Consider the following 22,950-nt stretch of genomic DNA (forward strand, 5'->3'; position numbering starts at 1 on the left):
GCTTCCTCAGGCGTTCGTGGCGGTCGCGGCAGCGGCCTCGGAGGAGTACGTCACGGGGGCGCTCTGCCAGACCGGTGCGCCCCGGTCCGCGGAGACGAGCGCCTCCACGCCGGCGCCCACCGTGTAGAGGCGGGCATCCTCGCGGGCGGGTGCCAGGAGCTGGAAGCCCACGGGCATCCCGTCCGCCAGGCCGGCGGGCAGGCTCATGCCCGGGATGCCGGCGAGGTTGGCCGGGATGGTCGAGGCATCTCCCAGGTACAGGGCCATGGGGTCCCCGGACTCCTCCTTGCCGAACGGCAGCGCCGTGGTGGGCGCGGTGGGCGAGACCAGCACGTCCGCCTGCTCGAAGGCCGCGGCGAAGTCACGCTGCACGAGCGTGCGCACCTTCTGCGCGGAGCCGTAGTAGGCGTCGTAGTAGCCGGCGGAGAGCGCATAGGTGCCGAGGATGATGCGGCGCTTGACCTCGTCGCCGAACCCTGCGGCACGCGTGGCGGCCATGACGGTCTCCGCCGTGATGGGTCCGGACTCCGGCTCCGCCCGCAGGCCGAACCGCATGCCGTCGTAGCGGGCCAGGTTCGAGGAGACCTCGGACGGCATGAGCAGGTAGTAGGCGTCGAGCGCGTAGGACAGCGACGGCATGTCGATCTCGACGATCTCCGCGCCCGCCGCCTGGGCGAGCGCGAGTGCGTGGTCGAAGGCGGCCTGCACGCCGGCGGCGTAGCCCTCACCGGTCAGCTGCTTCACCACACCCAGACGGGTGCCCCTGAGCGAACCGTCCTGGGCACCGACGGCGGCCGCTGCGAGGAAGTCCGGGACCGGCTCGCGCAGCGACGTCGAGTCGTGCGGGTCGTGGCCGGCCATGAGCTGGTGGAGCGCGGCGGCATCGGCCACGGTGCGTCCGATGGGCCCCACCTGGTCCAGGCTCGAGGCCATCGCGATGATGCCGTAGCGGGAGACGGAGCCGTAGGTGGGCTTCACACCCACGGTGCCGGTGAAGGCCGCCGGCTGGCGGACGGATCCGCCGGTGTCCGTGCCCACGGACAGCGGTGCCTGGAAGGCCGCCGCCGCCGAGGCCGCCCCGCCGGAGGAGCCGCCGGGCACCGTGTCCGTGTTCCAGGGGTTGCGCGTGACGTGGAAGGCGGAGTGCTCCGTCGTCGCGCCCATCGCGAACTCGTCGAGGTTCGTCTTGCCCAGGACCGGCAGGCCCGCGGCCTTGATCTTCGCGTAGACGGTCGCGTCGTAGGGCGGCACCCAGTCCGCCAGCATCTTCGAGGCCGCGGTGGTGCGGATGCCCTCGGTGACGACGAGGTCCTTGAGGGCCACGGGAACACCGGCGTAGGGGTGGAGCTGCTCTCCGGCGGCGCGGCGGCGGTCCACGTCAGCAGCGGTGGCGAGCGCGACGTCCGGGGTCACGGTGAGGAAGGATCCGATCTGCTCCTCCGTGGCCTCGATGCGGTCGAGGTGGGCCCGGGTGACCTCCGTGGACGTGTACTCGCCTGCGGCCAGTCCTGCGGCGAGCTGCGCGGCAGTCAGGGAGGTGAGCCCCGTGCCGCCCTGTGCGGCGCCGCTCTGGGGGTTCGTCTCGCTCATGCTCACTCCTCCCCCAGGATCTGCGGGACGAGGAACTTGCCCTCGTCCGAGGCCGGTGCGCCGGCCAGCGCCTGCTCCGCGGTGAGGGTGGTCCCCACGACGTCCTCACGGAGGACGTTGGTGAGCGCGATGGGGTGGCTGGTGGCCGGCACGTCGTCCGTCGCCACCTCGGACACCCGCGCGACGTGGGACAGGATCTCCTCAAGCTCCCCCGCCGTGCGCTCCAGTTCTTCGCTCGTCATGGCGATCCTCGCCAGCTCAGCCAGGTGCCTGACCTGCTCAGCGGTGATCGCGGCTGATTCCGCCATCCTCACCCCATCTGTTCGTCCGTACTGGTCCGCAGGACAGTCTAGTTGCTGGCCCGCCTCGCACCGGCACGCACGGCTGTGATCTGGGGAGGAGCCTCAGCTCAGACGGCGATGGCCGCCGCGTCGCGCTCGCCCAGGATGTAGGAGCCCAGGTCGTCGCTCACGCGGTGCGCGGCCTCCCAGGAGATGTCGCCCGCGGCCGCGGCGGCCAGGAGCTCCGCGCGGACGCCGTCCGCCCGTGCCGTGGGGCTGTCCTCGTCGAGTTCAGCGGCGCTCTGGACGGCGGAGGACTCCGCGGCGAGTCCGGCGGCACCGTCACGCTGGAGCGTGGTTCCGAGTGCGGCGGCCCCCACCGTCGAACCGACGGCGAGAGCCGCGGAGATGAGGAGACGCGTTCCGATGTTCATGCGCCCCACTCTCCCACCCACTGCTGAATGAGAGGCAGGTCGCCGCTGAATGAGCGCTGAGAGATCAGCCCGCGGACTCCTCGCTCCGGCGCTCGACTCAGCCGGCGCCGGTGCTCTCCCCTGCGACAGCTGCCTCGCCCTTGGCGGACTCCTCGCCCTCCTCCGCCGCCGGTCCGTGGGCGAGCAGCTCCAGGAAGGCCTGTTCGTCGAGGACGGGCACGCCCAGCGATTCGGCCTTGGTGAGCTTGGACCCCGCCTTCGCACCGGCCACCACGTAGTCCGTCTTCTTGGACACCGAGCTCGCGGACTTCCCGCCGGTCGCACGGATCGTCTCCGCGATGCCGTCGCGGGTGAAGCTCTCCAGGGAACCGGTGGCCACCAGCGTGAGCCCGGCGAGGACCTGCCGGCGGGCGGCCTCGGCCACCACCGCGGCCGCGGGCTCCGCGACGCCCTCGATCTCGCCCACGAGCGCCGCCGCAGCCTCCGGGTCCGTGCCCGCGTCGCCGCCCGCGCGCGGACCGGCAGAGCCCGGCGCACCCCCGCGCAGCACGCCGTCGTCCATGACCACCCCCGCGGCCTTCCACCGCTCGACGATCTCCACGTGCCAGTCGACCTCGAACCACTCCAGGAGACTGGTGGCGATGACCTCGCCTACGCCCTCCACCGCCGCCAGCTCCTCGACCGAGGCGGCGCGCACGGCCTCCATGGAGCCGAAGGCCGCCGCGATCTCCCGTGCCGCGGCCGGACCCACGTGCCGGATCGACAGCGCCACGAGGACCCGCCAGAGCGGGTTGCGCTTGGCCTTCTCGAGCTCTTCGAGCAGCGTGAGCGTGTTCTTGCGCGGGCGCGAGGGGGTCTTCACCTCACCGCGGCGGGCCTTCGTCTTGTACAGCTCCGGCCGGGTCCAGAAGTAGGGGACGAGCTCCGAGCGCTCCTCGCCGTTCTCGCGGACCGTCTGCTCCGTGAGCACCCCGCGCAGGTCCTCGGCCGTGAGGTCGAAGAGGAAGGCCTCGGAGGTGAGCGGCGCGGCCACGCCTCCGGCTGGGTCCGCGTCCGGAGCCCCGCCGTCCGCGGGTGAGGTACCGGCTGCGGCCTGAACCTCTGGCGCGGCCTCGGCCCCGGACTCCGCCCCGCCGTCCGCACGCGGATCGTCCCCGGCACGGATGTACTGGTCCGGCTTGGTGAGCGCGTAGGCCGCCTGCTCCCCCAGTGCCTCGATGTCCAGCGCGGAGCGCGAGGCGAGGTAGATGACGCGCCCCACCAGCTGCTCCGGACAGGAGCGGGCGTTGGGGCAGCGGAGGTCCTTGTCCCCGGCCTTCTGCTCGTAGAGCTCCGCACCGCAGGCGGGGCACGTGTCCGGCATGACGAAGGGACGCTCGGACCCGTCGCGCTGATCCGCGACCGGCCCCAGCACCTCGGGGATGACGTCGCCGGCCTTGCGCAGCACCACCAGGTCGCCGATGTACACGCCCTTGCGCTTCACCTCGTGCGCGTTGTGGAGAGTGGCCCGCTCCACCGTCGAGCCGGCGACGAGCACCGGTTCCATCACGGCGTACGGCGTCACCCTGCCGGTCCGGCCCACGTGCACGCGGATGTCCAGCAGCCGGGTGGTGACCTCCTCCGGCGGGTACTTGAAGGCCGTCGCCCAGCGCGGTGCCCGCGAGGTGTATCCGAGCTCTTCCTGTGTGTGGAGGTCGTCGACCTTGATGACCACCCCGTCGATCTCGTGCGTGACGGAGTGGCGGTGCTCCGCGTAGTGCTCGATGTACTCGATCACCTCGTCCGGGCCCTCGCACACCCGGTAATACTCGCTGATGGGCAGCCCCCAGGCCCGCAGCTGCTCGTAGACCTCGGACTGCGTCTCCGGCTCCGGGTGGGAATCGTCCGCGGGGATCCAGGCGGCGATGCCGTGGACCAGCATCCGCAGGGGTCGCTGAGCGGTGATCTGCGGGTTCTTCTGCCGCAGGGACCCCGCGGCCGCGTTGCGGGGGTTGGCGAAGGGCTTGTGGCCGGCCTCCACGAGGGCCGCGTTGAGCTCTGCGAAGCGCTCCACGGGGAAGAACACCTCGCCGCGGATCTCCACCTGGGCAGGCGGGTGTTCCGCGTCCAGGTGCTGCGGGACGTCCGCGAGCGTGCGCACATTGGGGGTGATGTCCTCGCCGGTGGTGCCGTCGCCGCGGGTCGCCGCCCGCACCAGCTCCCCGTCGCGGTAGAGCAGGTTGACCGCCAGGCCGTCGATCTTCAGCTCCGTGAGCCACCGGGTGCCCTCCGGGACCGCATTGCGCTCGCGGGAGAACCAGGCGCGCAGCTCCTCGTGGGAGAACACGTTGTCGAGGGAGTACATGCGGGCCACGTGGTCCACGGCCTCGAACGTCGTGGTGTCCACGGACCCGCCCACGTGCTGGGTGGGCGAGTCGTCGCGGCGCAGCTCCGGATGCCCGGCCTCGATCTCCTCGAGCTCCCGGACGAGGGCGTCGTAGTCCGCGTCCGGCACCGGCGACTCGTTCTGCTGGTAGTAGGCCTCGCGCAGCTCCTCGATCCGCGCGGTGAGGTCATGGACGCGGCGGGCGAGCGCATCGGCGTCCTCCGCCTTCGCACTCTCCACGGCGTCCGCGGGCACCTGACCGTCCCCGTGGACCGGGTTCTCCGACTGACCGCTCATCGCTCGTTCTCCTCGTGTAGGTCCGCGCTCGCTCGTGTTGCTCCGCGCCGGTCAGCCGGCCTGGTCCGCGAAGGCGCGGGCCAGGGACTCCGCCATCCGCAGGTGCCTGCGGCTGCGCTCCGGGCCCGCCTCCTCCGGCAGCAGCGGGTGGGCGCCCAGGGGCAGCTCGTCACCCGTGAGGATACCGAAGCCCGAGAGACCCTCAGGGCTCATCCCCACCGCCTCCCAGGGTTCGCGCACCGCCTGCACCCAGGCGCTCACGGATTCCGGAGCGGCGGCCGCCTCCGGCGGGATCCGCAGCCACAGCTCACCGCCGGCCTCCGTCCACTCCGCGAGCTGTTCCCAGCGCCTCACCGCGCGCGCGTTCTGCGGGCCGCGGACCGCCGCCTCGCTCCGCGGGACCTGCGGCTCCTGCCGGTCCTGTGAGTCCTGCCGGTCCTGTGGATTCTGCGGACTGCGCAGTGCGCCCCCGCGCGCGAGGCCGCCCACCGCCAGCGCGGACACCCCTGCCTCCCGGGCGAGCCGGGTGTGGGGGATCTCCTTGCCCGCGATCCGCACGGAGTCCGCTCGGGGCAGGGAGAGGAGCGTGTCCTCGCCGGTGCGGGCGACGAGCGAGCGGAGCGCCGCCGTGACCTGGGCGTCCGGCACGGCGGGCAGCGTCCGATAGCCGGAGACCGTGGGCACCGTGCCGGTGAGCACAGCGTCGAGCTCCTCCTCGACGAGACGGACGCGGACGCGGCCTCCGGTGAGCGCGGACAGCCGCGAGCGGAACTGACGCAGGCCCTCCGCATAGGCCTGGATGACGTCCCTGCGTGCGCCGGCATCCCCCAGCACCGGCGCTTCGTCCGGCAGGCCCAGTCTGCGCACCAGCGTCCAGGGCCCCGGTGCGGAGAGGAGCACCGGCAGGCCGGAGCGCTCCGCGTACTCGCTCAGCGCGTCCACGGCCCGGCCCAGGCGGGAGGCCTCCCGGCGCGAGTCGAGGGCGCGGGTGCCGGTGGCCGCCCGGGCACCCAGCAGCCTCCACCCCGCCGGGCCGATGTCCACCGGCAGCTCCAGCAGCAGCTGTGCGGCGAATCCGAGCGCATCCACGGCCCACCGCGTGCCGCCCGCAGCCGGCTGCGCCATGAGCGGAAAGGGTATGGGAGGAGCGTCAGGCGCTCCCTCCACCGCCGTGACGGAACGGGAGACCGCCTCGCGCGGGTCCTCGTCCGCCCAGATCCCCGTCGTGGAGAACATGCTCATCGCAGCACTCGTCCCTTCCCGTGTCATCGTGTCCGCCGGCATGTGCCCGGCCCGTCCCGGCGCACACGCCATTCAACCAGCAGGTCCGGACACCGCTGCACATCGGACGGCGCCCGGGGTGAGCCACGCGCTGCACCCTCCGGCAGACCTGCCTCACAGCACCCCGCAGATTATCCGTCCTGCGCCTGCCCTCCCGCCGCGCTCCAGCGCCTGTGCGCGGACCACTCACCCGTGTGCGGCAGCGGCGCCGCCCGCACCGCCTCTCCCGCGGCCCTGCAGGACAGACCTGACAGAGCCCGGGGCGGCGGAGAATCCCATGATCGCAGCGCAGAACGCATATCCGTACGTCACGGCCGCCGCGTCCGGTGCGCTCCCCTGCGCCAGGAAATGGAGGGAAAAGGGGAGGCCGGCCCTGCGCAGATCGGCGGCGAGCGCGTGAGCGGTCTCCGCCGAGGCGGCACCCGCCTCACCCCACAGGAGCGCGACCGGGCGCTGCGGCCCCTCCCCCGCAGGCGCCTCGGCGGCGGGCGCAGCCTCCTGCACCACACCACAGGCGAAGGGCGTGTCCGGGTCAGCGAGCGCTCGCAGCGCAGCCACTCCGCCGAGCCGAGCACCCCACACGGCGATCCGGTCCGCGTCCGCCCGTCCCTCCGCCGCGAGGCCGCGAGCCACAGCCAGCAGGTCCTGCACCTCCCGCTCGCCCTCGAAGCCGCGCAGATCGTCGCGATACGCCCTGCCGAAGCCGGAGGAGCCCGTGCCGTTCACCACCGCCACGCCCATCCCGCGGGAGGTGAGGTAGGCGATCTGCGGATGCACTCGCGGAACCGCCTGGTCAGCCGGATGGTCATGCGCTCGCACGACGAAGGGAGGCGCTGTGTCCGCAGGAGCCCTGTGATCCCCGCTCCGCGGCGGGTAGATCACCACCGGCACCCCGCCCACCGTGTCCGCGAACGGCAGCGGCACCCAGGGGCTGAGGGAGCCGGGGGCGGCCTCGAGCACCAGGGGGACGAGCTCACCGGAGACGAGGCTGCAGAGGTAGAGACCGTCCGCCCTGCGTCCGCCCCCGCCCGTCACCAGCGCGAGACCGCGCTCCTCGTCCAGATCCTGCAGCCGCAGCCAGTCGAGGTCACTGCCGATGGCCCGCACGTCACCGGTCTCCGGATATGCCCACAGCAGTGCCGCGGTGCCGTTGCGCCACTGCGCCAGCAGCCGCCTGCCCCCGCCTGCGGGCAGGAACCACCGCTCGCCGAGGCTGCGGAGCGGACCGCCCACACCGTCCTCTCCCAGCAGCGGGGTCAGCTCCGGCGCGGAGTCCGTGCGGCGGAGCCTGCGCTCCTCATCCGCCAGCGCCTCCCGGATCGCCTCGTCCGGGAGCAAGGGCACCGCGTCCGCCAGCGGCACCCCGGGCTCTCCCGAGGCGCGGGCGAAGGCCGCCTTCGCATCCATGAGCACAGGACGCCAGGTGGCGCGCGAGTCCTCCGTGAAGACGATGCTGCGGCCGGACACCCACTCGGGCTGGAGCGCCGCGGCATCCGGGTGCCTCCAGATCTGACGCGCATGGGCCGGAGGGAATTCCGGCTCCGGCGGGAGACTCACGGGGGGCCGGGGTGCATGAGTCGCGGATGCGGGCAGATGACTGAGCGAGGCGGCGAAGAGCGCGGTCTCCTCCCAGGGCGTGCGGGGCGGGTCCCACCCCGCGACGAGCAGCAGCGACCGGTCCGGTGAGAGCCTGGGCCAGGCGGCGAAGCGCGTGGGAGCCTCGACGAGGAACTGGGGCGGGTGCGTCCCGGTGGGGTCCAGCCGCACGACGGCGACGGAGCCGGCGCGGGGATCCTCACGGACGGCGAGGAGGACCCCCTGCGTGACGGTGAGGTCGCCGTAGCGGAACGGTCCCGGACGCTCCGCGGATCCGGGGCGAGGTTCCTCGCAGTGCGGCGCAGATGCACCGTCCGGCAGGAGCAGCGGTATGGGCAGGGGCACGCCGGTGCGCACGTGCTCCTCGATCGCAGAGCCGCTGAGGGCGCGGAGCCGCTGTGTGCCCGCGTCGACCCAGACCACGTCGCCCGTCCCCTGCATCACCGCCCATTCGCCACCGGCCTCCGCTGCGGGCGCGCCGCAGACCGGAGTGGCAGCGCCGGCTCCTGCGGTGGGAGGGCCGGCGGCCACCACGCTGAGCGCGGATCCCACATCCATGCCGGCGGGAGTGAGGCGGATGGGCGCGGTGTGATCGACGAGCGAGGTCCAGAACAGCGCAGTCCCACGTGCACCGGAGCGCGCAGCGTCCGCGCCGGCAGTGCCGGCGCCCGCGACGCCGGAGCCCGCAGGGCCGGAGCTCACAGTGCGGGAGCCTGCAGCGCCGGAGTCCGCAGGGCGCTGCGTGAACCACACACCGGGGCGGCCTGCCACCGCCCCGAATCGCCCCTGGCCCACCGTGGCGGACCAGGTGCTCACGACCTCCTCGTCGATGGGTGATTCCCAGGAGCCGTACGGCACGATCCGCACGCCGGGATCCTGCTCCGGGCCCCCTCTGCCCTCAGTGTGTGCGCTCACGCGGCCTCCGCTCGGTCGGCAGCTCTCGCGGTGCTGCCCCTCACCGCCCCATTCTCTCGCTCCGCGGCCCGGCGATCCACTCTCACCGCGATGCTCCACCCGCTGTCCGGCCGCCTGCCTTCCGCATGGAGTCCATGTGTGCAGCCCCCACATCGCGTCTAGCCCGCCGCTGCGCTCTCCGTCATCATCGCGTGCCTGATCTGCAGGAAGACCTTGGCACGGAACAAGTCGCTCCACCGGAGCCGGTACACGCGGTAGCCCAGGTTCCTGATCGCGTACTCCCGTTCCCGCTCCGCCCTGAAGGAGTCGTCGCGGTCCCTGCCGCCAAGGGTGTACTTGGCCTCCCCGTCGACTTCGACGACCACCTTCGACTCACGGTGCAGGAAGTCCACGCGCGCCGTCTCCTCCCCCTGCGCGCCGACGATCCGCGCCTGCGGTTCGAAGCCGCAGAGCCCGTACTCCAGGAAGCGCACGGCGCACACGGACTCAGCCGGAGACTCCCGGAGCGGGTCCGACAGGACGAATGCCGCATCTGCCGCGGAGCGGAATCGCAGCGGCACCTCCCGCGCCGTGAGCTCACGGAAGGAAGCGATGAGGGCCGGCTCCTCACGGAAGGCGCTGTCCAGCATGGGAACGGAGAGGAGCAGAGGATGATCCCGCGCGACGTCTGCGAGTGTCCTCACCCGGGTCGTGACCCGGTAGCCGCCGTTCACCTCCCGCTGGTCGGGCGGAACCTCTCTGTCCCAGATGCGCCACCCCGCACGGCGCCGTGCCCTGCCCGCCTGCACCGCTTCCACGGTGGTCCCCGGCACCGTCACCAGGGGCAGGTCGTGGATGAGTGCCGCGCTCAGGTGCGAGAACACCGCACCGGGAGGCAGATCCTCACGGCGGGTGGCGATCTGCCTGCGCAGCGCCTCCGTCTCCCCGCGCAGTCCGCCCTCCTCACGCGCCAGCGTCACCGCCGGATCGCCTGCTGCCGCGTGCAGAACACTGTGGGCAGGATCCTCACACAGCTGAGAGAGGGTGTAGCGGCCGCGCCGCACCCGTACCAGGCAGCAGCGCAGCGCACGCCGGAGCTCCTTCTCCCGTATGCCCATCGCCGTGAGCTGATTCCTGCGCAGAATGAGGTACATGGCATCAAACTGCATCATTCCGCATTCATCGACAAGACCTGTATGCCCATCTGTGGACAGAAGTGACACGTCCGTGAATGCCACGGCACCTGTGACACAGAGTGACCACACCCGCTTCTCGCCTGGACACCCGCCTTTCTACGAAGAGAAGCGGGTGTCCAGGCGAGAACTGGGTGCCAGCCCGGAAAGAAGCGGGCGCGCGGAGGAAGAAGCGGGTGCCTAGGCACATTGCGGGCGTCACACCGAAGAGAAGCGAGCGCGCCTCAGGCGTGGACGGTGCGGTCGATCGTCGCCTGGCCGAGCACGCGCGTGCCGCGGTAGACGACCATCGTCTGGCCCGGAGCCACCCCGGTGAGCGGCGTTTCGACGCGGACGCGCAGCACCTGACCCGCCGGGCGCGGGCGGGGGACGACGGGGCCCAGGGGGTCGGCTTCGGCGGCGGGAACCTCCTCGCGCGCCTCTCCCAGCCAGGCGCGCGCGGGAACCGGATCCGCGTGCGCGCGGATCTGCACCTCGCAGTCGATCCCCGTCTCCTCGGTGGCACCCATGTCCGCAGGCGGCCGCCCCGCCCAGCTGGTGCGGATGCCCTCGAGCTCCTCGATCGCCAGCGAGGCGCGCGGGCCCACCGTCACGGTGTTCTCCCGCGGATCCACCCCCACGACGTACCGGGGCTTCCCGTCCGCCGCCGGCTTCTCGATCCCCAGACCCTTCCGCTGGCCGACCGTATAGGTGGTCGCACCCTCGTGCTCGCCGAGCACCTCGCCGGACTCGTCCCGGATAAGGCCCGGGCGCATGGGAATCTTGTCCGCGAGCCACGCCTTGGTGTCGCCGTCCGGGATGAAGCAGATGTCGTAGGAGTCCGGCTTGTTCGCCACGGGGAAGCCGCGGCGCTCCGCCTCCGCCCGCACCTCCGACTTGGAGGCCGAGGCCCCGATGGGGAAGTAGCAGTGCGCGAGCTGCTCGGCGGTCAGCACTCCCAGCACGTAGCTCTGGTCCTTGTTGAGGTCCGCACCGCGATGGAGCTCCGGGGTGCCGTCGGAGGCCGGGACGATCTCCGCGTAGTGCCCCGTCGCCACGGCGTCGAAGCCCAGAGCCAGCGCGCGGTCGAGAAGCGCGGCGAACTTGATGCGCTCGTTGCAGCGCATGCACGGGTTGGGGGTGCGGCCGTTGGCGTACTCGGCGATGAAGTCGTCGACCACGTCCTCCTTGAACCGCTCGGAGAAGTCCCAGACGTAGAAGGGGATGCCCAGCTGGCCGGCCACGATGTGCGCGTCACGCGAATCCTCGATGGTGCAGCAGCCGCGTGAACCCGTGCGCAGGGTCCCCGGCATCCGCGAGAGCGCCAGATGCACTCCCACCACCTCATGGCCGGCGTCCACGGCGCGGGCCGCCGCCACTGCGGAGTCCACGCCTCCGGACATCGCCGCGAGGATCTTCATGAGCAGGGCCCCTTCCTGGGGTGTGTACGAGTCGGCCGGTCTGCACAGACGGCGCGGCAGGCATGGGCGGCGCAGCAGGTGCACCCCGCACGGCGGGCACCGCCTGCAGTCCACCCGCACACCGCGGGCGCCGCGCCCTTCGCGGGTGTCATTCCGCCCACCGCGGCGTCGCCGACACCATACCCGCCTTCCTCGCTCGCGTCACCACCTCCGGCAGCACGGCCAGCAGCCGGTCCACCTCCTCCTGCGTGGTCTCCGGCCCCAGGCTGAAGCGCTGGGTGGAGCGGGCGTCGTCCTCGGAGAAGCCGCAGGCCAGGAGCACGTGGGAGGGGCGGGAGACCCCGGCCTGACAGGCCGAGCCGGTCGAGGTCGCGAAGCCCTCCATGTCCAGCAGATAGAGGAGCGAGTCACCCTCGCAGCCGGGGAAGATCACATGCGCATTGGCCGGCAGGCGGGTGGGCCAGCCCTCCGGCAGGCAGACGGGCCGGCCCTCCGGAAGCCCTGCGCTCCCGCTCTCCACCGCAGAGTCCGCCGCGGAGACCGCGGGCCTCTCCGTGCCCAGGCCGCTGCCCGCCCCGGCGACAGCACCCGCCCCCCTCCAGCGCCCCGTGATCACCGCGTCCGGGACCGTCGCGGCGATGCCGTCCAGCAGGCGGTCGCGCAGCTGTGCCATCCGCGCGGCGGTGCCGTCTCTCAGATGGGCGACCGCGGTCTCGGCGGCGACGGCGAAGGCCGTCGCACCGGCGACGTCGAGCGTTCCCGAGCGCACGCCGCGCTCCTGTCCCCCGCCGTGGAGCACGGGCACGGGGCTGAGCCCTCGCGCGAGCACGAGCGCGCCCGTCCCCACCGGCCCGCCCACCTTGTGCGCGGAGAGGCTCATCGCATCGACGCCCAGGGCGGCGAAGTCCAGCGGCACCTGACCGAGCGCCTGGACGGCGTCGGTGTGCACCGGGATCCCGTGGGCGTGTGCCAGCCGGACGAGCTCATGGACGGGCTGCACCGTGCCCACCTCGTTGTTCGCGAGCATGACGGAGACGAGGCTGGTCCGTTCGGGAGCTTCCGCGAGTGCGGCCTCGGCAGCGGCGAGGTCGAGGAAGCCGGTGCGGTCTACCGGCAGCACCACGAGTTCCGCGCGCTGGGACTCCGGAACCCCGCACTCCATGTGCTCGGCGGTCTCGAGTACCGCGTGGTGCTCGATGCCGGAGACCAGGATCCGCGGACGCACCGCCTCGCGGTTGCGAGCGGCGTGGAGGCCCTGCAGCGCCAGGTTGTCCGCCTCCGTGCCGCCGGCGGTGAAGACGACCTCCGCGGGCTGCGCACCCACGGCCGCGGCCAGACGTGCCCGGGCGGACTCCATGCGCATCCGCGCCTCCTGGCCCTCAGCGTGGAGGGAGGAGGGGTTGCCGCACTCGCGCAGCTCCCGGACATAGGTGTTGAGCACATGCTCCGGCATGGGCGAGGTGGCGGCGTGGTCGAAATATGCTCGCACCGGCGCGATTCTACTAGAGCTCCCCGCCGCCGTGCCCAGGACGGAACCGCTCGCGGACGCGCCGTGGCGGCACCCGGTGCCCGCCCGGCGGCAGTGCCAGGTCCCGTAGAATGTCCGGGTGATTCCCTTGCTGACGTACACCCTGGTGGGCTGCGCACTGCTCCTCGCCGTCGTGTCGCTGGTGCTGGCCGCGCGCAACCGCGCAGCGGGCCGCTGGACCCTCATCGGCACCGCACTGATCCTGCTCCTGCTGCTGGCCCAGGCCGTGGTGTCCATCGTCCTCTGGGGCGACTCCCCGGAGACGGACGGCATCCTGTTCTTCGGCTACCTGCTCACCGCCATCGTGGTCGTCCCGCTGGCCGGCGGCTGGGCGTATGCGGAGCTCTCACGGTGGGGACCCGCCGTCCTCGCAGCCGCAGGGGTCACGGTGGCGGTCATGGTGGTCCGCATGGACCAGATCTGGATCTAGGAGGAGTGCGCACGTGCAGCAGCTGAGCACCAGGCAGGCCCGCGCCGCGGCGCGGGAGGAGAAGCGGGCCCTGCGCCGCGCGCGGTCGCCCTACGCCGCCACCCACACCGGTCCGGGCCGCGTCCTCACAGCCGTCTACGGCATCCTCGCGTTCGCGGCCGCCGGCCGCGCCACCTACCAGCTGCTGCCGCAGAAGTTCCCCGAGGCCCCGTTCGCCTACACGCTGTCCGCGCTCTCCGCGGCGGTGTACATCCTCGCGACGGTCTGCCTGGTGATCGGCAGCCGCACCTCGCACCACATCGCCGTCGCCGCCTGCGTCTTCGAGGCGGTGGGCGTGCTGGTGGTCGGCACACTCAGCCTCACCCATGCCGAGTACTTCGACCACCCCAGCGTGTGGTCCATGTTCGGCGTGGGCTACGGCTTCGTCCCCCTCCTACTGCCCTTCATCGGCCTCTGGTGGCTCTACCGCGTGCAGCGCACCGTGGCCGCCGGGTCCGCAGCGCGCTCGGAGTGACCCGGCCGGGAGCGGCCGGCCACGCACCGAGTCCGAGCGCGCTCAGTCCGAGGTGGCGCTGGCCAGCATGTACCAGCCCGGCGAGGCGACCTCGGCGCTCGCGCCCTCCGTCGTGACGAGCATGGGCTGGCTGATGTCGATCCGGATGGTGGAGCCCTCGTCGTCGGTCGTCATGACGGCCTCGATCTCGTCGCCGAGGTCCACGAAGTAGTCCTCCGGCACGTTGACCGTGATCTGACAGCGGACCTCCGCGAAGCTCGCTCCCCCGCCCTCGGTCGCCAGTGCGTAGTCGCTCAGCGGCATGCCGTCGTACGGCGAGCACTCGACCTCGAGATCCTCGAATCCAGTGTCCTCCGCGCCCAGGCCGCCCACGTAGTCCCGGAAGTCCTTGAAGCCCGCCGCGGCGTAGTCCGGACCTCCCTCCGGCGCCTTCCCGTCCGTGAGGTAGGAGACGGCGCCGTCCACCACCCGGGCCGCCGCCTCCTCATGCTCCGGCGGCGCCTCCTCGACCGCTCCGCGCTCATCGGCGAGCACGGTGGGCACGGACTCCTGCGGCACGAAGACGGACTGCGCGACCGTCCATTCGCCGGCTGCGGAGTCCCGGGTCACGAGCATGGCCTCGGCGTCGTCGATGTCCTCGTCGCGCGGCGTGGCGAAGGCCATGAACCACAGCGGGTAGGACTCGAACATCGGACCGCCTGCGCGCACATCGGCGTAGGAGGCCGCGCCCAGGGTCGAGTCGCTGTGCTCGGCCATGAGCATCTCCGCCCGCGTGCGTTCGAGGAGCGGCCCGGTCTGCACGGCCTCGAGCGCCTCCGGCTCCCCACGCAGCGCCTCGTCCAGGCGCTCGGAGTAGGAAGCGAGGAAGGGGCCCGCCTGACCGGGCTCCAGCGCCGGGCGCTCGTAGGGGGTGAGCTCCGGGCGTGTGGGCTGCGGGAAGTCCGTACCGCAGCCGCTGAGCACGAGCGCCCCCGCGCTCAGGCCCGCGAGCGCTCTCACGGACCGGCGGGAGCGGCCCCGCAGCGTGCTCACGCCGCCAGCCGGTGCCGCGCCGCCGCGTCTCCGTGAGCGTCGAGTGCTGTCGCCGAGGCCATCGCCGTTCCCGCTGTCCGTTCCCGCCTCGCTCCCGGGCCCGCGCCTCGCCGCTCCCGCGGACTCCGCGCGCCGGCGCCTTAGTACGCCGGACGGGCCTGCACCGTTCACGCGCTTGGGCCTCGGGCGGAAGCGGCTCACCCACATGCGGAGGAAGACGAAGGCGGCCAGACCCAGGAACGCCGCGGCTCCGGCGAAGCCCAGCAGCGCCATGCCCAGCACCTCGCCCACCTTCATCGACAGGGTGACCTGCGCGCCCTCGAGAGTGCCCGCGGGCTCCGCGGGCGTGACGACGATGACCTGCGGCTCGGCGTCGAGGTCGAAGGACCGGCTCACCGTGGTGCCGGTGTCCTCCGCCGTCCACCAGTCACGCTCCGGTGCCGGGGCCTCCGGCTGCGGCTCGCCGGCGATGAGCCGGTGATGGGCGGTCTTGGGGAAGTCGACGTCCGTGATCTCCTCATGGGCCACGCCCGTGAGGTAGTCGTCCACGTCGACGCCGTTGGCCGCCCCGAGGAACAGCTCCTGATCCGAGGTGACGGTGAGCGTGGCCTCCGTGTGCTCGAAGGGCACGATCGCCTCGTCGAGGACGAGCGCGTACGCCCCGTCACCGGCGGAGAACGCCTTGGTCGTCGTCTCCTTCTCCGTGCCCACCACGGACAGCGCGGAGAAGGAGAGGCCGGCCAGACCCAGTCCGCACAGCGCGCAGACTATGCCCATCGCCAATCGGATCATCGCACTCGCCTCAGAACAGCGCGCGCATGAGACGACCGCGCGCCTTCACGACGCGGGGATCCTGGGGACCCACGATCTCGAACAGGTCGAGCAGCCGTACGCGCAGGCGCTCCTTGTCCTCCGCCGCGGCTCCCGGCAGGAGTGCCAGCAGACGGGAGAACGCGGCCTCCGCGTCCCCGGCCGCCAGCTGAGCGTCCGCCGCGGCGAGCGCGGCGTCGATGCTGCTCGGGTCCGCGTCCGCAGCGGCGACGGCCGCGGCGGGATCGGTGTCCCCGGTGCGCTTGAGGAGCTCGACGCGGGCGAGGCCCAGCTTGGCGTCCTCGTCCGCGGGCGCCTCTGCGAGTGCCGCCCGGTAGAGCTCCTCCGCACGGGCGAGGTCACCGGCCTCCACTGCCGCCAGGGCCTCGGGGTGGGCCGGGCCGGGGTCCTCTGCCGGAGCCGCTCCCCCGGCAGGCACCGCGATCCTGTTCATGCCCTGCTGAGCGGCGACCGTGACGACCTGGTCGAGGACCTGCCTCACCTGCGCCTCCGGCTGCGCACCCTGGAACAGCGGAGCGGGCTGACCGGCCAGCAGCGCGACGACGGTCGGGATGGACTGCACGCCGAACGCCTGCTGGATGCGCGGGTTCGCGTCGACGTCGATCTTCGCGAGGACCACGCGTCCCTCGTACGACTCGACGACGCGTTCGAGCACGGGGGACAGCTGCTTGCAGGGTCCGCACCACTCGGCCCAGAGGTCGATGACCACGGGGACCTGGGCGGAGAGCTGGACGAGGGCCTCGAACTGCGCCTCGTCGACGTCGAACACCAGGCCGGGGACCTCGACGGCGTTGTCCGGCAGCGCGCCGCCGGCAGGGCCGCCCTGGGCTGCGGCGGCTCCGGGCTGCCCAGCCTCCGGCGGGCGGCCGCGGACGGCGGAGAGATCGAGCCCCTGCGGTGCGGCTCCGTCCTGCTGTGCGTGCGGATCCGGTCCCAGGGATCCGGGAGTCTGGCTCACGTGTCTCACTCCTTGCGAACTCTGCATTCTCTGTCGTGTGCAGCTCTGCTGCCTGTGGGGCGAGGGTCTGCGGGCGCGGAGGCGGGCGCCTCAGACCAGCTTGGCCCCGGTGTAGACCTCGTTCATGCCCACCATGGTGATGGGATCGTCCTCACCCGACGGGACCACCCAGGTCATGACGAGCTCGGTGGTCTGCTCGAGCTTCTTCGAGGTCTTCTCCTCACCGGTGACCTCCTTCGCCGGCGACGGCAGCGTGAGCGATCCGGTGGTCGACTCCGTGCTGTCCGGCGTGATGGTCGTCTTGGTGCCGATCACCCCGGTGACGATGGCGCCGCCGTCCGCCGTGGCCATGGCCGTCAGCTCGTCCGTGCTGCCGGTGTACTCGAAGTCGATCTTCGCGCCGCCCTCCTCAAGGGCGTCGCGCTGCTTCTTCTGGTTGTCTGCCACCTGCTTGCGGAAGGCGTCCTCCGTGAATGTCTTCGCGGACTCGGACTCCTCGCCCTTGCCCAGCACGTCCGCGTACGCCTCGGCCACCTTCTCCGGCGCCAGGCGCAGACCGTCCTGCTCAGGGGGGAGGAGCTCCGCTCCGGCGCGGGCGTCCGGGACCTCGGGCAGCTCCGTGCCCGGCTGCAGCGCGGTCTGCGACCACACGGTGTAGTCGGCGCGCGCGTCCTTCTGCGCGAGGACCAGGAGCTGGGTGGTGCCGGACTCGGCGTCACGGGTGACCGCGCTGGTGACGCGCGGCCACTGGTCCGTCGCCGAGGTGTGGTTGACCAGCACCTCGTCCGTCGCCACCGCCGGCGGCAGGCTGGCCTTGTCCCCGGCCTTGTCCTTCACCTCATAGGCGGCCTCGCGCTGGGCGAGGAACGGGCCCGAGGCGCGTGCGGACAGCTTCTTCTCGTCCAGCTTCTCGTCCGCGGCGGAGACCTCCGCGGAGATCCGGGAGAGGATCTCCGTGAGCTGGGCGTCCGTGACGGCGGCCGCGGGGGTGGTGGAAGAGGGCGCGGGCTCTGCCACGGGCAGCTCCTCGGGAGCACAGCCGGCGAGCGCGATGACGGGGACGATCGCGAAGGCCGCACCGGTCTCCGCGAGCTTGCGGCGCCGCTCCTGGCGGCTGCGGCGGCGCTCCGCCTCCGACCGGGTCCTGCGTATCGCGAAGAACCCCATGATCCCTCCTCCCACGATGAGCACTCCGCCCGCGATGAGGAGCGGGAGAGCCCACGGCGTCGAGTCGTCTGCGGGCCAGGTGATGGAGACCTCGGCCGCGGCGGGCTGCTCCCCGTCCGTGCCGATCACGAACGCCGTCCGTCCGGCCTCCTCGTCGAAGGTGAGCGAGGCGCTGCCGGTGCCGGAGACGGTGGACTCCCACAGGTCGGAGGAGCCGGGCGCCGGAACGGTGGCCAGTGCCTCGGCATCGGCCTCCTGCTCCTCGGGGGGAGCCTCCTCGCCCTCGGCGGGGGCGTCCTCGGCGGGCGCTCCCTCCCCTCCCTTCGTGGTGGTGACGGCGAGGGCGTCCTCGTCCGCCATGCCGGTGACACGGCTGACGTCGGAGGCTCCCACCCAGGCGTCCGCGTTCTCCTTGGTGGTGCGGGAGATGGTGATCTCCTGCTCGGCGTCCGCAGCGGTGACCTCCAGCTCCGCCGGAGTGCCGTAGAGGTTGAGCACACCGGGCTCCACCACGAGGACGGGCCCCGGATCGTCGAGCTGAGCACTCGCGACCAGGGTGTCCGAGGGCGCCCAGAGGGTCTTCTGGAGCACGCCCAGTGTCCCGGAGAGGAGGCCGAGCACAATCAGCACGGCCGGCAGCACGTAGCGCACGCGCGTCCCTTCGTAGAAGTCAACAGCGTTCCGAGTCTAGCGAAGCACCCTCCGAGTCCCCTACGAGGAGGCGGTCAGCGTCTTCCTCGCCGGCGCTCAGCCTGCGACGCCGCGCCGGCCGGCGGGTCCGCCGCAGAGGCTCCGTCCGCGTGTGCGCCCGCCCGCTCCCGGCCCGGCCACCACACCCGCGGCCCGATGTCCCACACCAGTGCTGGCACCAGCAGCGTCCGCACGACGAACGTGTCCAGGAGCACTCCGAACGCGACGATGAAGGCGAGCTGCGCGAGGAACAGGATGGGGATCACGGCCAGAGCGGCGAAGGTCGCCGCCAGCACGATCCCGGCGGAGGTGATGACTCCGCCCGTGACCACCAGGCCGCGCAGAACCCCGCGCCGGGTGCCGCGGGTGCGAGCCTCCTCCCGCACCCGGGTCATGAGGAAGATGTTGTAGTCGATGCCCAGCGCCACGAGGAAGACGAAGCCGTACAGCGGCACCGCGGGGTCCGCGCCCGGGAATCCGAGGACGTGGTTGAAGACGAGCGCGGAGACGCCCATCGCCGTGCCGAAGGAGAGGACCGTCGTCGCGATGAGGAGCACGGGTGCGAGCACCGAGCGCAGCAGGACGACGAGGATGAGCAGGATCACACCCAGGACGACGGGGATGATGAGGGTCCTGTCGTGGACGGCGGCGTCGTTCGTGTCGATCGCGGTCGCCGTCACCCCGCCCACGCGCACATCCCCCGGGAGTGCGTGGAGGGCCGCGCGGAGAGCACGCACCGTCTCCTCCGCCTCGGCGGAGTCCGCCGCCGAGGCCAGCGTCGCCTGCAGGAGCACCTCGCCGCGGGAGACCGTCGGCGCAGGTGCGCCCACGGCATCCACCGGCACAGAGCCCGCAGGGGCCTCGGCGGCGGTGAGCGCGACGGAGTCGACCCCTGCGGCACCTTCGAGGATCCGAGCGGCCTCGGCGCTCCGTCCCTCCTCGACGAGCACGTAGACCGGGGATCCCGCCCCACCGGGGAAGTGCGCGCTGAGCCTCTCCTGCCCCTCGCGCGCCTCGGAGGAGCCGAGCACGAGGTCGGACTGCGGCACGCCGTCCGCGCGCAGCTGCGGGACGAAGGCCGCACCCACCAGCAGCACGAGGGTCGTGAGGATCCACACGGACCGGGCACGCCGGCCCACGAACCGGGCCGCTCTCGCCCACAGGCCCGTGCCGAGGTCGCCTGCCGGTGCCGTGCCGACGCCGCCGGGACCGGCAGCTGCACGACGATCCGCCGTGAGGAGGCGTGCGCCGGTCGCCTGCGCAGGGCGCGACCGGATCCCGCCGGCCGCCTGCGCACTGTCCGCTGCAGGCGGGCGCGGCATGCGCGGCCAGAAGGCCGCCCGACCCAGCAGGACGAGCACGGCCGGCAGGAACGTGAGGGCGGAGAGCATGGCGAAGGCGATGCCGATCGCCGCCACCGGCCCCAGCGCGCTGTTGGACCGCAGGTCCGAGAGGAGCAGGCAGAGCAGCCCCGCGATGACGGTGCCGCCGGAGGCGAGGACCGGCTCGACGGTGCCGCGCACCGCCGTCCGCACGGCGTCCCAGGAACGCGCCTCGTGCGCGAACGCCTCCCGGGCACGGGCCGTGAGCAGGAGGGCATAGTCCGTCGCGGCGCCGATGACCAGGATGAACAGGATGCCCTGCGTCTGGCCGGACAGGAGGATCGCACCGGACTTCGCCAGCCACCACACGGTGAGGAGTGCGGCGCAGAGCGCGAACACGGAGGTTCCCAGCACGGCGAACGGAAGGAGGAGCGAACGGTAGACGAGGAGCAGGATCACCAGCACCGCGGCGAGCGCGACGCCCAGCAGCAGACCGTCGATGCCGCTGAATGCCTCGCCCAGGTCGGCGGAGAAGCCCGCGGGGCCGGTGACGTGGACGGCCACTCCGGCCGGGACCTCGGCGCGGAGTTCGTCACCGAGCGCGGTCACCGCCTCCCCCGCGTCCGCGGCCACGTCCACCGGTACGAAGGCCTGCGCGGCGCGGCCGTCCTCCGAGGGGATCGCCGGCGAGACATCGGCAGCGACGACGGGAAGGTCTCCCGCGTCCTCGACCGCCTCACCGATCGCGGCGAGCGCAGGCCCGGAGAGTGCTCCGCCGTCCTCGGAGGTGAAGACCACCACCGCAGGCACCGCCTCCGCCGAGGTGAAGTCGGACAGGCGCTCCTGGACCACGGTGGCCTCCGCCGAGGACGGCAGGTAGGCGGTCCGGTCGTTCGAGGACACCTCGTCGACCCGGCCGAAGTACGGCCCTCCCACCGCGGCCGCACCCAGCCAGGCGAGGACGAGGAGCGCGGGAAGCAGGATGCGGAGCGGGCGGGCGGCGCCGGAGCGCGAGAGCGTCATACGCTCACAGTACTACTCAGCCGGTGCCGGGCACCGTCTCATCGGGGCATAAGATCGTGGGCATGGTTGCAGAGAGAATCGTCTGGATCGACTGCGAGATGACGGGCCTCGACCTCGAGGTCGACGAGCTCATCGAGGTGGCGGCGATCGTCACCGATTTCGACCTCGAGCCCCTCGATGAGGGGATCGACGTCGTCATCCGCCCGTCCCGGGCGGCACGTGAGAACATGAACGACTTCGTCACGAAGATGCACGTGGCATCCGGACTCATCACGGAGCTGGACGACGGGACGACGGTCGAGGACGCGCAGGCGCAGGTGCTCGCCTACATCCGGAAGCACGTGCCGGAGGCCGGCAGGGCACCGCTGGGCGGCAACTCCGTGGGCACGGACAAGGCGTTCCTCGTCAAGCAGATGCCGGAGCTCGTGGACCACCTGCACTACCGGATCATCGACGTGTCCTCCATCAAGGAGCTCAGCCGGCGCTGGTTCCCGCGCGCCTACTTCCAGTCCCCGGAGAAGACCGGCGGACACCGCGCCCTGGGAGACATCCAGGACTCGATCCGCGAACTCGCCTACTACCGGCGGGCGGCGTTCCGCCCGGAGGAGCCCACGTCCGAGGAGGCCAGGACCATCGCCGCCGAGGTCGTCGCGGAGTACGCGGCGAAGGGCTGAGCTCAGCCGTGGCCGAACAGCTTCCGGGGAATCGTCCCGGACTCGGCCACCCGGACCGCGAGCGCCTTCGCGTCCGTCTTGAGCGCGGCGAGCGCGGCGTCGTCGAGCACCTCCCAGGCCGCGGCCACGGAGTCGTCGGTGAGATCCTCGATCGCCGCCTTGAGCTCCAGACCCTCCTCCGCGAGATCGGCGGAGTCCGTGCCGTCCGTGAGCAGGCCGCGGTCCGCGAGGACCTCCGCCGTGGCGCGCCACTCCTCCTCGCTCCAGCCGCGTGACTTCCGCATCGCGGTCGGGGTGAAGCTCCTACCCGTCGCGGAGTCGAGCACGATCGCCTCCAGTCCGGTGAGCCCGCCGGAGATGAGCGAGGCGAGGTGGCCGTCCCCGCGGTACTCGCGCAGCAGCGTGATGTCCGCCCACAGGTCGAGGAAGACCTGCAGCGTCCCGTCGTGGGCGCGGACGGCCTCCGGCCGCAGCGCGGCGCTATGCCCGGCGTAGAGCGCGCGACCGCTGAGATCCTGTGCCGCGAGGACCGGGGCAAGGGCCTCACGGACGCGCTCCGCCGCGGCGCGGAGTTCCTCGAGCGAGTCCGCGGAGCCTGCCGCCGAGGCGGAGAAGAGCTCGGCGCACATCGCCTCGACCCCCGCCAGGCGCGCCGCGCACACCTCCGACGGCGCGGCCTCGTCCCAGCACGCGGGGACGCGCGCGGCGACGAAGGCCGGGGAGAAGCTGTAGAAGGTCGCGGTCACCAGTTCCGGCGAAGCGGCGCCCAGAGGCGCGCTCCGCACCGCGAGGTACTGGTTGCGGGGGCTGAGCCCGGCCTCGGCGAGCGCCTGGGCCACCGCCGCGGAGAAGTAGGAGGCGGAGTGGAAGGAGTCGAGCCGCTTGCTTGCGGATCGGATGGACTGAGCGCGCGATGCTGACGATTCCGACATAGCAGGAGCCTACCGCGTGACCTGCGCTACAGAATGACGAGTGAATATGTCCTCCTGAGGTCCGGAGACGAAGACGTCACTGCGGGGGTGAAACATCGTGCGATGCTTCACCCCGCAGCTTCTACCTCAGCGCCTCAGGTCACGGTGCGTCGTGCCTGCGAGCTGCCCACATGATCACACCTCCTGCCGACAGCAGTACCAGCCCACTCACCAGCGCGAAGGCCGTGAAGCCAGTCACACCAGTCCGCGGCAGAGGCTTCCCATCATCGTTCGGGTCGCCCGGGTCGCCCGGATTTGGCTTGGGATCCTTCGTCGGGTCCTGACTCGGATCCGAAGTCGGGTCCTGACTCGGATCCGAAGTCGGGTCCTGACTCGGATCCGAAGTCGGGTCCTCGCTCGGGTCCGGCGTCGGGGTGACCGGCACATACGTGATGGTCACCGTGGCACCGGTCTCGTTGCCATTGACATCCTCAACCGTGTACTGAATCGGAGTCGGGTTGCCCTCGAAACCATCCTCA

The 22,950-nt window shown here is 72.2% G+C and carries 18 protein-coding genes; 3 read left to right on the forward strand and 15 right to left on the reverse strand.

Annotated elements, in window-relative coordinates:
- Positions 1-6: 6 nt before the first annotated feature.
- From gatA to ABD240_RS14890, 9 genes are all read right to left on the reverse strand, one after another.
- A complete protein-coding gene (gatA, locus tag ABD240_RS14850) occupies positions 7-1,590 on the reverse strand; it encodes an Asp-tRNA(Asn)/Glu-tRNA(Gln) amidotransferase subunit GatA (protein ID WP_344338108.1) in 1,584 nt (527 codons plus the stop codon).
- A gap of 2 nt (positions 1,591-1,592) precedes the next feature.
- Positions 1,593-1,898, reverse strand: a complete 306-nt coding sequence (gene gatC / locus ABD240_RS14855) for an Asp-tRNA(Asn)/Glu-tRNA(Gln) amidotransferase subunit GatC (protein ID WP_291796885.1) — start codon at positions 1,896-1,898, stop codon at positions 1,593-1,595.
- Between the two features lie 101 nt (positions 1,899-1,999).
- Positions 2,000-2,305 carry a hypothetical protein gene (locus ABD240_RS14860; protein WP_291796888.1) on the reverse strand — a complete coding sequence of 102 codons (306 nt, stop codon included), beginning with the start codon at positions 2,303-2,305 and terminating at the stop codon, positions 2,000-2,002.
- A gap of 97 nt (positions 2,306-2,402) precedes the next feature.
- On the reverse strand, positions 2,403-4,967 hold the full coding sequence (ligA, locus tag ABD240_RS14865; protein WP_344338111.1) for an NAD-dependent DNA ligase LigA: 2,565 nt from the start codon (positions 4,965-4,967) through the stop codon (positions 2,403-2,405).
- 51 nt (positions 4,968-5,018) lie between these two features.
- Complete coding sequence (locus ABD240_RS14870) at positions 5,019-6,209, reverse strand: hypothetical protein (RefSeq protein ID WP_344338113.1); 1,191 nt, start codon at positions 6,207-6,209, stop codon at positions 5,019-5,021.
- Between the two features lie 225 nt (positions 6,210-6,434).
- Positions 6,435-8,759, reverse strand: a complete 2,325-nt coding sequence (locus ABD240_RS14875) for a prolyl oligopeptidase family serine peptidase (protein WP_344338115.1) — start codon at positions 8,757-8,759, stop codon at positions 6,435-6,437.
- A gap of 158 nt (positions 8,760-8,917) precedes the next feature.
- A complete protein-coding gene (locus ABD240_RS14880; protein ID WP_344338117.1) occupies positions 8,918-9,910 on the reverse strand; it encodes a hypothetical protein in 993 nt (330 codons plus the stop codon).
- Positions 9,911-10,155: 245 nt separating this feature from the next.
- Positions 10,156-11,331: a tRNA 2-thiouridine(34) synthase MnmA gene (mnmA, locus tag ABD240_RS14885; RefSeq protein WP_344338119.1), complete on the reverse strand. Its 1,176-nt coding sequence runs from the start codon at positions 11,329-11,331 to the stop codon at positions 10,156-10,158.
- A 148-nt stretch (positions 11,332-11,479) separates the two neighbouring features.
- A complete protein-coding gene (locus ABD240_RS14890) occupies positions 11,480-12,820 on the reverse strand; it encodes a cysteine desulfurase family protein (RefSeq protein ID WP_344338121.1) in 1,341 nt (446 codons plus the stop codon).
- A gap of 118 nt (positions 12,821-12,938) precedes the next feature.
- Here ABD240_RS14890 and ABD240_RS14895 point away from each other — a divergent pair, with 118 nt between their 5' ends.
- On the forward strand, positions 12,939-13,289 hold the full coding sequence (locus tag ABD240_RS14895) for a hypothetical protein (RefSeq protein WP_291796330.1): 351 nt from the start codon (positions 12,939-12,941) through the stop codon (positions 13,287-13,289).
- Between the two features lie 13 nt (positions 13,290-13,302).
- The gene (locus tag ABD240_RS14900) at positions 13,303-13,803 is read left to right on the forward strand and encodes a hypothetical protein (protein WP_425547038.1); all 501 of its coding nucleotides are present in this window, start codon (positions 13,303-13,305) and stop codon (positions 13,801-13,803) included.
- 42 nt (positions 13,804-13,845) lie between these two features.
- Here ABD240_RS14900 and ABD240_RS14905 read toward each other — a convergent pair whose 3' ends face one another.
- The 4 genes from ABD240_RS14905 to ABD240_RS14920 form a co-directional block, all read right to left on the reverse strand.
- On the reverse strand, positions 13,846-15,627 hold the full coding sequence (locus ABD240_RS14905) for a DUF8094 domain-containing protein (RefSeq protein WP_344338124.1): 1,782 nt from the start codon (positions 15,625-15,627) through the stop codon (positions 13,846-13,848).
- Positions 15,628-15,637: 10 nt separating this feature from the next.
- Positions 15,638-16,624 carry a tetratricopeptide repeat protein gene (locus ABD240_RS14910; protein ID WP_291796336.1) on the reverse strand — a complete coding sequence of 329 codons (987 nt, stop codon included), beginning with the start codon at positions 16,622-16,624 and terminating at the stop codon, positions 15,638-15,640.
- A 90-nt stretch (positions 16,625-16,714) separates the two neighbouring features.
- Complete coding sequence (locus tag ABD240_RS14915; RefSeq protein ID WP_344338126.1) at positions 16,715-18,442, reverse strand: DUF8094 domain-containing protein; 1,728 nt, start codon at positions 18,440-18,442, stop codon at positions 16,715-16,717.
- Positions 18,443-18,516: 74 nt separating this feature from the next.
- On the reverse strand, positions 18,517-20,826 hold the full coding sequence (locus tag ABD240_RS14920) for an MMPL family transporter (protein ID WP_291795966.1): 2,310 nt from the start codon (positions 20,824-20,826) through the stop codon (positions 18,517-18,519).
- Positions 20,827-20,888: 62 nt separating this feature from the next.
- Between ABD240_RS14920 and orn the strand changes: the two genes are divergently transcribed.
- Complete coding sequence (orn, locus tag ABD240_RS14925) at positions 20,889-21,500, forward strand: oligoribonuclease (protein ID WP_344338129.1); 612 nt, start codon at positions 20,889-20,891, stop codon at positions 21,498-21,500.
- A 2-nt stretch (positions 21,501-21,502) separates the two neighbouring features.
- On the opposite strand, the gene ABD240_RS14930 is transcribed toward orn, so the two are convergent.
- A complete protein-coding gene (locus tag ABD240_RS14930) occupies positions 21,503-22,432 on the reverse strand; it encodes an SCO6745 family protein (protein WP_344338131.1) in 930 nt (309 codons plus the stop codon).
- 139 nt (positions 22,433-22,571) lie between these two features.
- On the reverse strand, positions 22,572-22,950 hold a 379-nt coding region (locus ABD240_RS14935; RefSeq protein ID WP_344338133.1), incomplete at its 5' end, for an LPXTG cell wall anchor domain-containing protein.

The organism is Brevibacterium salitolerans (assembly GCF_039531405.1).
GTDB classification, from domain to species: Bacteria; Actinomycetota; Actinomycetes; order Actinomycetales; family Brevibacteriaceae; genus Brevibacterium; species Brevibacterium salitolerans.